This window comes from Polyangium sp. 6x1, assembly GCF_029946515.1.
Taxonomy (GTDB): domain Bacteria; phylum Myxococcota_A; class Polyangia; order Polyangiales; family Polyangiaceae; genus Polyangium.
This window is the reverse complement of the sequence record NZ_JARZHH010000016.1, coordinates 102,010-112,984: the sequence shown is the minus strand read 5'-3', so window position 1 is coordinate 112,984 and position 10,975 is coordinate 102,010. Positions and strand designations below refer to the sequence as shown.

General features: G+C 69.7%; 11 protein-coding genes. 6 read left to right on the top strand and 5 right to left on the bottom strand.

The features are described 5' to 3' along the window. Window positions 1-11: 11 nt before the first annotated feature. Window positions 12-803, bottom strand: coding sequence for a hypothetical protein (locus QHF85_RS17495; RefSeq protein ID WP_281328343.1), 792 nt, complete (start codon window positions 801-803; stop codon window positions 12-14). A gap of 243 nt (window positions 804-1,046) precedes the next feature. Here QHF85_RS17495 and QHF85_RS17490 point away from each other — a divergent pair, with 243 nt between their 5' ends. Beyond that, on the top strand, window positions 1,047-2,456 hold the full coding sequence (locus QHF85_RS17490; protein WP_281328342.1) for a hypothetical protein: 1,410 nt from the start codon (window positions 1,047-1,049) through the stop codon (window positions 2,454-2,456). Between the two features lie 15 nt (window positions 2,457-2,471). Here the strand turns inward: QHF85_RS17490 and QHF85_RS17485 are convergent, their stop codons facing one another. Then, window positions 2,472-3,824, bottom strand: a complete 1,353-nt coding sequence (locus QHF85_RS17485) for an MFS transporter (protein WP_281328341.1) — start codon at window positions 3,822-3,824, stop codon at window positions 2,472-2,474. Window positions 3,825-4,010: 186 nt separating this feature from the next. Here QHF85_RS17485 and QHF85_RS17480 point away from each other — a divergent pair, with 186 nt between their 5' ends. The 3 genes from QHF85_RS17480 to QHF85_RS17470 all read left to right on the top strand — a co-directional run bounded on the left by QHF85_RS17480 (window position 4,011) and on the right by QHF85_RS17470 (window position 7,669). Then, a complete protein-coding gene (locus tag QHF85_RS17480; RefSeq protein ID WP_281328340.1) occupies window positions 4,011-5,369 on the top strand; it encodes a hypothetical protein in 1,359 nt (452 codons plus the stop codon). Window positions 5,370-5,456: 87 nt separating this feature from the next. Then, on the top strand, window positions 5,457-6,527 hold the full coding sequence (locus QHF85_RS17475) for a hypothetical protein (protein ID WP_281328339.1): 1,071 nt from the start codon (window positions 5,457-5,459) through the stop codon (window positions 6,525-6,527). Window positions 6,528-6,655: 128 nt separating this feature from the next. Further along, window positions 6,656-7,669 (top strand): diacylglycerol kinase family protein, encoded by a 1,014-nt coding sequence (locus tag QHF85_RS17470; RefSeq protein WP_281328338.1) that lies wholly within the window; start codon window positions 6,656-6,658, stop codon window positions 7,667-7,669. A 3-nt stretch (window positions 7,670-7,672) separates the two neighbouring features. On the opposite strand, the gene QHF85_RS17465 is transcribed toward QHF85_RS17470, so the two are convergent. Both QHF85_RS17465 and QHF85_RS17460 read right to left on the bottom strand, forming a co-directional pair. Next, a complete protein-coding gene (locus tag QHF85_RS17465) occupies window positions 7,673-8,146 on the bottom strand; it encodes a hypothetical protein (RefSeq protein ID WP_281328337.1) in 474 nt (157 codons plus the stop codon). Between the two features lie 166 nt (window positions 8,147-8,312). Continuing rightward, the gene (locus QHF85_RS17460; RefSeq protein ID WP_281328336.1) at window positions 8,313-9,416 is read right to left on the bottom strand and encodes a hypothetical protein; all 1,104 of its coding nucleotides are present in this window, start codon (window positions 9,414-9,416) and stop codon (window positions 8,313-8,315) included. A gap of 217 nt (window positions 9,417-9,633) precedes the next feature. On the opposite strand from QHF85_RS17460, the gene QHF85_RS17455 reads away from it, so the two are divergent. Continuing rightward, entirely contained in the window at window positions 9,634-10,098 is a 465-nt protein-coding gene (locus tag QHF85_RS17455; protein ID WP_281328335.1) for a YbhB/YbcL family Raf kinase inhibitor-like protein, read from the top strand. A gap of 17 nt (window positions 10,099-10,115) precedes the next feature. Here QHF85_RS17455 and QHF85_RS17450 read toward each other — a convergent pair whose 3' ends face one another. Then, entirely contained in the window at window positions 10,116-10,490 is a 375-nt protein-coding gene (locus QHF85_RS17450; protein ID WP_281328334.1) for a response regulator, read from the bottom strand. Window positions 10,491-10,647: 157 nt separating this feature from the next. Here QHF85_RS17450 and QHF85_RS17445 point away from each other — a divergent pair, with 157 nt between their 5' ends. Then, the gene (locus QHF85_RS17445) at window positions 10,648-10,971 is read left to right on the top strand and encodes a hypothetical protein (RefSeq protein WP_281328333.1); all 324 of its coding nucleotides are present in this window, start codon (window positions 10,648-10,650) and stop codon (window positions 10,969-10,971) included. Window positions 10,972-10,975: the final 4 nt, after the last annotated feature.

Here is a 10,975-nt window from a genome sequence, read left to right as displayed (position 1 = left end):
CGATCGAGGGACTATCCCTCGATCGACGCGACCTTCCTCCCCGCGCGGCTCGCGGCGTACGTGGCAGCGCGCATCATCTGGAACGGTCCGACCGGCATGATCCCGCGGCCCGCGTGGAACGGCGTGAACGACAGCGCCTCCTGATCCACGAGCGATCGCTCCTGCAGATCGATCAGCGCCACCCCTTCCCATCGCGAGAGCCGCAAGCTTTGCTCCGCCGAGCGTAGCCGCACGCCGAGCACCCCGGCGCGCGTGACCTCGAGCCGCAGCACCGCGTTCCCCGCCGCGACGGCCCGCTCCAGCCGCTCGCGCCGGCTGCCTTGCGCCCCCTTCTGCCGCGCCGGCACGAGCCGGAATTTCACGCGCCCGAGCCCGAGCACGTAGAACGGCAGGATCGCGTGGTAGTCGTTCGCCAGGTAGTCGTGCACGTTCGTGGTGAGCGGCGCGAACGGCAGTGACCAGACGTGCTGGAACGTCGCGAAGAGCAGGTCCTGATCGCGCGCAGAAGCCTCCACCGACGTCGCCGTCGGCGCGCGGCCGCAGAAGCGCACCGCGATCCCGAGCGCGTCTGGCAGCTCCTTTTCGTGACGCCACCACGCGCTCGACAGCCGCACGAGCGCAGGCCCCGCGAGCCTCTGCGCGAGCTCGCCCGCGGCGCCCTCGCGCGCGAGCGGCCGCACGTCTGCCCGGAACAAGACACCGTCCGGATGAAAGAGCCTCGCTCGACGAAGCAGGCTCCCCTCCCCCGTGATCGGAGACAAAACGCCGCCGATCGCCCGCCCCAACGCCTCCGTTGCCCGCATCGCTCCCCTCCGCCTCGGTAGAACCTGGGCGTCCGCGCCACCCTTCGGCAAGCCCTCGCGAGGCCCCAAAACCCCCTCGGGCCGCCGCCGACGGACCTCATACGTTCCCAATGATTTCGAGCTGTTAGGAGATCCCCTGGCAGGCGTCCGACGCGTCGCCGTGCCATCCTTAACGTAATGCATCACACGCTCGTGATTTCGGACATCCACCTTTGCGAAGTGGAGCCGGGTGCGGGTCCGTGGATGCGTCATCGGCAGCGAGCTTTCCTGCCGGACGGCGAGATCGCGGGCATGCTGAGCGCGGTCCTGCATGCCGTCCGCGGGCAGCGGATGACGCTCGTGCTGAACGGCGACGTCTTCGACTTCGACGCCCCGCGCGTGATCGACCGCCGCAGCGTCTGCCACGATCTCCCGCGCGACGCCGAGCATGGCGTGCCGGCGATCGCGGCGATCCTGGACGATCACCCGATCGTCCTCGAAGCGCTCGGGCGCGTGCTCGACGAGGGGCACGAGATCGTGATCGTGTCGGGCAACCACGACATCCTGCTCACGCTGCCCGAGGTCCGCGCGCACCTCGCGGCCCGCCTCTGCGACGCAGCGTGCGCCCTCCTGGCGCGTGATCGCAGCCCGAGCGCGCGTGCCGCGATCGCCGCGCGGATCCACTTCCGCGCGTGGATGCACGTCACGCCCGATCGTGTCCTCATCGAGCACGGACACCTCTACGACCCCTACTGCAGCTACCGCTACCCGATGGCCCCGTATGACGACGGCGGGCGCGAGATCGTGGCGACGATGGGCTCGATGGGGACGCGGCTGCTCGTCTCGCGTCTCGGCTACTTCAACCCGCACGACGACAGCTCCGTCATGATGACGAAGCTCGGCTATTTCCTGCACTGGGCGCGGTACTACCTCCCGTCACGCCGCTGGCTCGCGCTCATCTGGGCGTTCGGCACCGCGCGCATCCTCGCTCGCCTCTGGCGCTCGCGGCGGCCCTTCTGCCGCGCGCGCTACCGCGGCAACGTCCTCGCCTGCGCGCGTGAGACGGGCGAGCGCGTCGCGGCCGTCGCGCGTCACGCTCGCCTCTTCGAGCCGCCCGCCGAGTCGCGTTTCCTCCGCGTCGTGCGCGAGCTCTGGGTCGATCACGTGTTCGTGATCCTCGTCGGCGCGGCGCTCGGCGCTCTGTTCCTCGGCGTCGTGGGCATGCCGCTCGGGCTCCTCGGCGCGCTCGTGCCGCTGCTGCTCTTCGTGCTCTACGATCGCCTCGTCCCGAAGCCTCCGCTCGCCGAGACGTGGCTCCGCGTCAGCCGCGTGATGCACAACGTCGCGCGGATCCACGACGCGCGCGCCGTCATCTTCGGCCACACGCACAACCCCGACGGCTCGTGGGAGGGCTCCGTGTTCATCGGCAACAGCGGCTCGTGGTCCGCGGCCACCTCGGGCCCCGACGGCGCGCCTTGCATCGGCGAGCACCCGTTCGTCTGGCTGTCGAGCGACGACCACGGCGCGCTCTCGGGCGGGCTCTACGCCTGGAAGCACGGCAGGATCGAGCCCCGCATCGTCCGCGAGCCGCAGCCCGAAGCACCGCCCCGCAGCGAGGCCGTCCCGCGCAGCGAGGCGCCCGAGATCCGGAGCGACGACGCGCGGGCCATGTAGCCCCGAGGGGACGCTCTACGCCGACGCCTCGTCCGCGCGGTTCGTCGGGACGAACATCGACAGGATCACGCCCGGGATCGAGGCCGCGAACGCGAGCAGGAAGAACGTCGTGAACCCGACGCTCTGCGCGAGGTGCCCGCTCACCGATCCCGCGAGCGTCGTCGCCAGCGACATGAGCGCGCTGCCGATCGCGAAGTGCGACGCGCGGTAGGCGCCCTGGCAGCGCCGCATGATGAAGACCATGAACGCGGCCGATCCTGCGTAGGCCACGAACTGCTCGACGAGCACCACGGCGGTGATCGCCGCGATCCCCGGTCGCGTCCACGCGAGCCACGCGTAGAGCGGGATCGCCGCGCTCTGGAGGATCGAGATCGGCAGGAGCGTCCGCTCGAGGCCGAGCCGCGAGACCAGCATCCCTCCGAGGATCGAGCCCGCGATCGAGGAGACCGTGCCCCACGTGCCGCTCACGAACCCGCGCTGCGCGAGGTTCAGGCCGAGATCCTTCAGGAAAGGCGTGTGCATCGCGAACATGAGCGCGTCGCCCGCGCGGAACGTCAGGATGAACGCGAGCACGAGGCCGACCTTGGGCTGGCGCAGGAACGTGACGAACGCCTGCATGTACGAGGCGTCGACGTTTCGAACCACGCTCGCCTCGCCCTCGGCCCGCACGGGCGCCGAGGGACGCGGCAGAAACAACGCGTGCCCCACGCCGAGCAGGAGCATCATCGCGGCCGCTGCGAAGAACGCGTAGCGCCAGCCACCCGCGATCCCCGCGAGCACCACGAGCCCGCCCTTCGCGACCAGCATCGCGACCCGGAACGCCGCCACGCGCAGCCCCGAGAACGCCGCTTGCCGCTTCTCCGGCAGCGCGTCGAGGTAGAAGCCGTCCACCGCGATGTCCTGCGTCGCCGCGAGCATCGACACGGCGATGAGCCCCCACGCCACCACGGTCAGATCCCCGCGATCGGCCGGCATCGCGAGCGCGAGCACCGCGAGCCCGAGCGCGATCTGCGTCGCGACGACCCAGCCTCGCCTCTTGCCGTACACGTCGACGAGCGGGCTCCAAAGGAACTTCGCGTTCCACGCGAAGCCGTAGAACGCCGTGTACCCGATCGCCTGCAGGCTCGCGCCGAACGCCGTGAAGAGCTCGGCGCTCACCTGATGCACGATCGAGTACGGCAGCCCCTCGCCGAAGTACGTCGTGGCGACCCACGGCGCCGCTCGGAGCGGGCTCTCCGCGGCCTTCTCCTCGGCCTCACGCCGCGGCTCGACCGGCTCCGCGTTCTTCGGAGGCGCGTAGACCTCTTCGAGGGAAGCCCCTGGAGAGGCCACCTCCGCGCGGGCGGACGCTCGTTCGACGACGGACACGTTGCCGAGTCCCCTACACCAGAAAGTTCCGGCGGGCCCACCTTCTGGCCGACGCGCCGCGGAAATACGGGGGGCCTCCTTCAGAAGGTAGCGGTTTTCAGCCGTCTCGGTTAGACGTGGAGACGACATGTCGAGGCTCTGCCGGCGCCGCTCTGGGGCCACGGATTCCGTGATGAGGGAAGCGCGGTGAACGTCTACACCCGACGCGAGGAGATGCGCTGGACGATCATCGCGCTGACCGTGCTCGTGCTCTCGTTCGGAGGCGCGGTCGTGCGGCTCGTCACAGCCGAAGGACGGCTCGTCCCCGACCCCGCGGCGATCGCCGCCGCGAAGGCCGCGGACGCGAAGGCGCAGCAGGGGAAGGCCTGCCAGACCGCCGCCGATCGGCTGAACACGGAGATCCCTGTGTTCAAGGCCTCCGCGAAGGCCGCGCGCCTCGCCGCGACGGCCACGCCGAGCGCGACGCCGCCGCCGGTGAAAGGCAAGAAGCCGCCGCCGCCGAAGGAGAAAGAGCCCGACGTCGAGCTCGCCTGGCCCTCGGCGCTCCCGTCCTACAAGCAGGTCAAGCTGCTCGCGCCGTGTCGGCCGATCGTCGAGGCCGTGACCGGCGCCAAGACCGAGGCGACGGGCGGCTGGGAAGCGGTCTCGACCGCGGCTGCCGTGACGCCCGGCGAGGACTACAAGTCGCAGGTCGAGGCCGCGCGCAAGCTGCTCGCGGCGCTCGGCGAAGCGCCCGTCGACAAGGTGCTCGAGTCGACGAAACAGGCCGAAGCGGCGCTCAAGAAGGCCGCCGACGCCGAGCAGGAGAAGGCGAAGACCGCGCAGGTGCGCGAGCCCTTGCCGAAGGGCCTGCTCTCGCGCGAGCTCGCGGTCGGCCTCGGCGTGCTCATCGGTGTGATCGCGCTGCTCGCGAGCTTCCTCAGCGTGCGCGCGGCGGCCTCGCGGCGCCTCTCGACGCTCCTGCCGCTGCGCGAGGCCGCCAAGACGGGCAACTCCGGCATGCAGGCAGCGGCGCTCCTCACGCTCGCCTCGCAGCACAACGGCGGCGAGCCCGGCCTCGTCATCGGCGCGGGCGTCGGTGGGCTCATCGCCGCCTTCGTGTTCCCGCTCGACGCCGACATCTTCGTCGCGGGCGTCATGGTCGGCCTCCTCCTCGGCCTCGGCTTCCAGTGGACCGTGCGCATGTTCGAGGGCCTCTCGAACTGGCGCAGGCGCGCCACCGAGCTCGCGGACATCGAGAAGCCCGCGGTCCCCATCGTGCTCGTCCTCTCCACGGTGCACGTCGGCCGCGAGCCCGAGTTCTGGGCCTTCTTCAGCAAGCTCTCCGCGCAAGAGCAGGCCGCCACGGTCGCGCAGCTCGCCTCGCAGGCCGAGGAGCAGATCCTCGCCGCCGCCGACGCCGGCGCGGCCCAGCCCTACCCGATGCAGGCCGTCCCGCAGGGCTATCCCCCCGGCGGCGGTTATCCCCCGGGCGGTGGTTTTCCCCCGGGTGGAATGCCCCCAGGCGGCGGTTTTCCCCCGGGTGGCGGCTACCCCGGCCGCTGAGACCGACGAACTTTCTGCACGCGTCTGGCCGTCCGCGGCAATAAAGTGGCCTCTCCGCCGTATTCATGCGAGGAGGCAAAGACCCGGATGCGCTTCTTTTCCCTTTCCTCGAAGAGCCTCTACCGCATCGGCGCGCTCGTCTCGCTCCTCGGAGCGACGTCCCTCCTCGCGTCCCTGCCCGCGTCGGCCGAGGACGCCGCGCCCAAGCCCGAGGCCCAGGAAGCCAAAAAAGAGGCCGACAACAAGCCCGCGGTCCTCGTCGCGCCCAAGGCCGAGTCGGCCGGCGCGGAGGCGCCCAAGGGCGAAGCGAAGTCGAGCGCGCCCGCGAAGAAGCGCCGCGGCGGCATCCACCCCTGCATGACCCCCGACCCGGGCTTCGGGATCTACGACCGCTGGTCGAACGAGCCCTCGATCGGCCAGATGATCGCCCCGAAGAAGGGCGGCATCACGAAGAACGGCGGCTTCGACCTCGTCGTCCACTTCCACGGCCACGAGCCCATCCGCAAGGAGTTCGTCAAGACCGCCAAGGGCAGCGTCCTCGTCGGCATCGACCTCGGCATTGGCTCGGGCGCGTACGCGCAGGGGTTTGCCACGCCGAACACGTTCACGCAGCTCCTCGCCAGCGTCGAGGCGGCGATGGCGAAGAAGACGGGGAACCCCAAGGCGCACGTCCGCAAGCTCGCGCTCTCGTCGTGGAGCGCGGGGTACGGCGCGATCGAGCAGATCCTCCGCCAGCCGGCCGGCAAGAAGGTCGACGCGGTCATCCTGCTCGACTCCTTGCACACGGGCTACACCGACGAGCGCTCGAAGGCGCTGAAGACGCAGCAGATCGACGTCTTCCTGGATTACGCCAAGCGCGCCGCGAAGAAGCAGGGCTTCATGTTCCTGAGCCACTCGTCGATCATCCCGCCCGGCTACGCGTCGACGACGGAGGTCGCGAGTTACGTCATCGGTGAGCTCAAGGGCAAGCCGAAGAAGGCCAAGCGCGCGGACGTGCTCGGGCTGGATCTCATCCGCCGCTACGACAAGGGCGATTTCCACGTCCGCGGTTACACCGGCGACGACAAGCCCGATCACTGCGCGCACATCGGGCTCATGGCCGATATCGTGCGTGTCCATCTCGAAGCCCGCTGGAAAACTCCACGCGGGAAGTCGTGATCGAACGCTTCGAGCTACGCGCGTAATCGAATCGCCACCTCCGCGAAGGCCATTTCGCAGGCGTTTTGAAGCATTTCGCCGTCGCGAAGTTCTTGACGTTTCGACGCAATCCCGTAACGGATGATCACATGGGTGGCATTGGCGTCGTTCTGAACCCTCGCTCCCGACAGAACCGTCGTGACCCGGCCGCGGCCTCGCGGCTGGCGCGGACCCTCGGTGATCGAGGCGTCGTCCGCACCGCGCGGACGCGGGAGGACCTCGCGCGAATCGCGGAGGATTTCCGAAAACTCAAGATCGACGTGCTCGGCATCTCCGGCGGAGACGGCACGAATCACATCACCCTGACCGGATTCCTCGAGGTTTACAGCGACGAGCCGCTGCCGCCGATCGCGTTCCTGCGCGGCGGCACGATGAACACCGTCGCGAACGCCGTGGGTGTGCCCCGCGGCAAGCCCGACGGCCTGCTCTCGGCGCTGATCGCCCGCTACAACGAGCGCGGAAAGGCCTCGCTCCGGGTGGTCGAACGCAACACGATGCGTATCGACGACCATTACGGTTTCATTTTCGGCACGGGCGCGATCCACGGATACATGGCCGAGTACTACCGGCACCCCGAGCCGAACCCCGTCCACGCCGCGTCCACGCTTTACGAGGCCAGCAAGAACGTCATGCTCGGGCACCGGACGCCGGTCGCCGAGCGCTGGGAAGGCTCGGTCGAGCTGTCCGGCGGCGTGCGTTTGCCCATGCGGGACTACCTCTGCATCGCCGCGGGCACGGTCGACCAGATTGGCCTCGGTTTCCGGCCTTTTTATCGCTCGGGGCACGTCCCCGGCCGCTTCCACATCCTCGGCATCCACACGAGCGCGCTCGGGTTCGTCAAGAAGCTCCCGGACATCTGGCAGGCGCGCCCGATGGGCGAGGAGCACACGTACGACCACCTCGCCGAGCACGCGATCCTGGAGGCCCGCTCGGGTGTGGTGCGGTACGTGCTCGACGGAGATCTCCACGAGCATCACGGGCCGCTGGAGATGCGCGTGGGACCACGCGTGCAGATCGTCGTGGAGCACAAGGCGGGCATCCGGCCGCCGGGCGGGAGCACGTTCACGTTTCCCCCGCCCTGGATCCAGCCTGGCAATTCTTGAGGCTCACGCCTCCGGCATCTCGGAGGCGTCGAGCCGCACCGTGACGAACGTCCCGTAGCTCATCACGGTGAGCGACTCCTGATCGACGATCATCACGCGGACGCAACGCGCGGGCGCGGCCGTCCGGAGATCCTCGTACGGATCGAACGGAGCATCCTCCGCGGGAGGAAGCGCCGATCGCAGGAATGCGTGGACCTTGTCGCGATGCCCGATGAGCACGCACGTGCCGACGGGCTCATCGTCCTGGAAAAACAGCTCGTGCGCGGAGACGTCGACGACGAGCACGGCCACGTCCACGACGTCGAGCCCGCTCGTCACGCAGATCTGCTCGATGCGCGAGCAGACCGCGTTCTCCACGCTGCGGAACAGCGCGATCCGGCGCCTCTGGCCCTCCGTCAGCGAGGCATCGGCGAGGAAATTCGACAGGCTCGCCGGGATCTCCGGCTTCGCGGTGTCCTTGTTCTTGGCGTCCCCCATGCTGCTACCGCGAGGACCGCGCCGTCGGACGGGCCCGCCGCGCCTCCCGCAGGGGTTTCATGCACGAGCGTCGCCAACACCCGTCGCCGCCAAGAAGGAACGTGCCGCACGGAAAACGCCGCGGAGCGGACGGGATCGCCCGCTCCACGTGCGCCCGTCGTGCGCGTCAGGGTGCGGCCCCGAGCGCGGCTTTCGTCTCCGTTTGGATCACGAGCTGCTGACCCGCCGGCTGATTCGGTGATTTCAGGAGGGACTGCATCACGAGCGCGATCTGCCCTCGCTCGGGCATGAACCGCGTGTCGCCGACCTCGAGCTCGCCCTTGCCGCGCGACTCGTAGCGCTCGAGCGACACGGGCACGTCCTTCGGCAGGCCGGGCAAACCGAGCGTCGTGTTCGCCGCGTATTGCCGGACCTCGAGGGAGAGCGTCGCCCGCTTGCCGTCGAGCTTCTCCACCTTCGCCACGCGGTAGCGCAGCACGTCCACGCCCGACGAGCGCGCCCGATCGGTCACCATCCAGTACGCGCCGACGCCGACCGGTTTGTCGGGCAAGGGCACGGTCGACGCGAGCACCGCGTCGACGAGCGAGCCCGTCACGAGCTCGATCCCCGGCGTCGAGTCCTTGGGGTACTCGACCGCCAGATCCGTGGCGATCCCGGAAGGCTGGAGCCGGTACCGGATCACGCTGTCTTTCAGGTTCTTGAGCTCGGCCGGCACGTCGCCGCGGATCGCCTTCACCGCTCCGAGCTTCACGACCACGGGCTTGCCCGCCGGGGCCGCTTCGGCCGCCTTGTCGGTCTTCTTGTCGTCCTTCGCCTTGTCGGCCTTGAAGACGAGCTCGACGATGAGCGGCGGCAAACCTTGTTGCGCCGCGCGCACCTGGAGGAGCAGCGTCGTCTTGCGCTCGTCGCCGCCCGCGAATGCGTACGAGAGCGGGACCTTCGGCTCACTGCCGTCGCCGAAGAGCTCGATCTTGGGCGCGGCCGTGGGCGCGTGGGCGGCGTCGGCCGCGGCGGGCTCGAAGATGCCGGACTCGGGCGGACCTCCCGCGGGGCCGTCCTTCGGCGCAGCGGACTGCGCGGGCGGCGCCTGGGCTGCGGCGGCGAGGGCCTCGCCGAGCTTGCCGCCGACGACCGGCCCGGTCTGGGCATCCGTGCCCGCGTCGACGATGGGCGCAGCGGGCTTCTTCTCTTCCTGACAGCCGATCGTGGAGACCACGAGGCCGAGCGCGATCATGCTCGCGCATCGGGCTACGTTCGCGCGTAGAGCCATGGCGCACGATGTATCTCGTTTTCGCGAGGGTGTCAGGTCCGACCGGGCCGAACCGCTCGCGACGGAGACCCCAAGCGTCGACCGGGGGTTTGGGGGCGTAGCCCGGCTCGTCCGGGCGTAGCCCCCAAGCGTCGACCAGGGATGGGAGGGCGGCGCCGCGGGCCGCAGATGTTCCAGGCGCCGCGCGTGAAACGACCACGGGCGCCGGAGGAGGAGCATGCTGACGATCACGTCCACCGCGTTCGCGCCGAACGGCCACATCCCGAAGGAGCACACCTGCGAGGGCGACGATCGATCGCCGCCGCTCGCCTTCTCGTCGGTCCCGCCGGGCACGCAGAGTCTCGTGCTGATCGTGGACGATCCGGACGCGCCGGATCCACGCGCACCGAAGCGGACGTGGGTGCACTGGGTCGTCTACAACCTCCCGCCGACGGCGACGGACCTGTCCGCGGGCGCCGAGCTGCCTGCGGGCGCGCGGGCGGGGAAAAACGACTGGGGCCGCGACGCGTACGGCGGACCGTGTCCGCCGATCGGACGGCACCGTTATTTCCACAAGCTCTATGCGCTCGACGTGATCCTGCCGGACCTCGGCACGCCGACGAAGGCCGAGCTCGAGCGCGCCATGGAAGGGCACGTGCTCGAGCGTGCGGAGCTCGTGGGTACGTACGAAAAAGCCGCCTGATCAGCGGCTCTTTCGCGTCACTTGCGGGTGGCCGCCGCGATGGCCTGGATGTCCTTCAGGAGCTCGAGCGGCCGGAAGGGTTTGGCGTAGAACGCGGTCGCGCCGGCGTCCTTCACGCGCGCGCGCGACTCGGGGTCGTCCATCGCGCTGATCACGAAGATCGGCAGATCCTTCGTCGACTCATGGGCGCGCAGGCGCGCGCAGACCTCGAAGCCGTCGAGCGCGCCCGGCAGCATGAGGTCGAGTAGCAGGATGTCGAACCGCTCGGTCGAGGCGAGCTCCACGGCCTTCGCGCCCGTGGCGACGCCCACCACCTCGTGACCGCTCGAACCGACCAGCGTCTCGATCATCCGGCGGATGGCGTCCTGATCTTCGCAGACGAGCACTCGCATGATTTCACTCGCTCCGGCCCCCGAAGGGCCCGTTCGTCCCTTCTACATCGAGACCCGGGTGCGGGCCAGATCGAGCCGCGCCGATCGCCGCTCGGCCTCCCCGGAGCGCGGGTCGGGGGTATTGTCTCCAGGGTCACCTGCCCCCAAGGCCTCCCCCATGACCGTCCTGTACGAAGACCCGCACGTCGTGTGTGACGACGATGCGCTCACCATCAAGCGATATTACTTCCCCGTCGGCAGCAAGCGGATCCCGTACAGCGAGATTCTCCGCGTGGACGACCTGCCGATGGGCTGGCTCACGGGCAAGCTGCGCCTCTGGGGCATGGGCCCGGCGCCGTACTGGTTCCACCTCGACATGGAGCGACCGGGCAAGGATCGATGCATCGTGATTGACCGGGGAGGCTTCCTGAAGGTCGTGGTCACGCCGGACGATCACGCGGCCGTGCTCTCGGTGCTGCGCGAGCGCGCGAGGCGGACGTAGGGCT

Coding starts and splice junctions, on each gene's coding strand:
- QHF85_RS17445 (WP_281328333.1), top strand. CDS start 10,648: ATGACCGTCCTGTACGAAGACCCGCACGTCGTGTGTGACGACGATGCG.
- QHF85_RS17495 (WP_281328343.1), bottom strand. CDS start 803: ATGCGGGCAACGGAGGCGTTGGGGCGGGCGATCGGCGGCGTTTTGTCT.
- QHF85_RS17470 (WP_281328338.1), top strand. CDS start 6,656: ATGGGTGGCATTGGCGTCGTTCTGAACCCTCGCTCCCGACAGAACCGT.
- QHF85_RS17490 (WP_281328342.1), top strand. CDS start 1,047: ATGCGTCATCGGCAGCGAGCTTTCCTGCCGGACGGCGAGATCGCGGGC.
- QHF85_RS17475 (WP_281328339.1), top strand. CDS start 5,457: ATGCGCTTCTTTTCCCTTTCCTCGAAGAGCCTCTACCGCATCGGCGCG.
- QHF85_RS17450 (WP_281328334.1), bottom strand. CDS start 10,490: ATGCGAGTGCTCGTCTGCGAAGATCAGGACGCCATCCGCCGGATGATC.
- QHF85_RS17465 (WP_281328337.1), bottom strand. CDS start 8,146: ATGGGGGACGCCAAGAACAAGGACACCGCGAAGCCGGAGATCCCGGCG.
- QHF85_RS17460 (WP_281328336.1), bottom strand. CDS start 9,416: ATGGCTCTACGCGCGAACGTAGCCCGATGCGCGAGCATGATCGCGCTC.
- QHF85_RS17455 (WP_281328335.1), top strand. CDS start 9,634: ATGCTGACGATCACGTCCACCGCGTTCGCGCCGAACGGCCACATCCCG.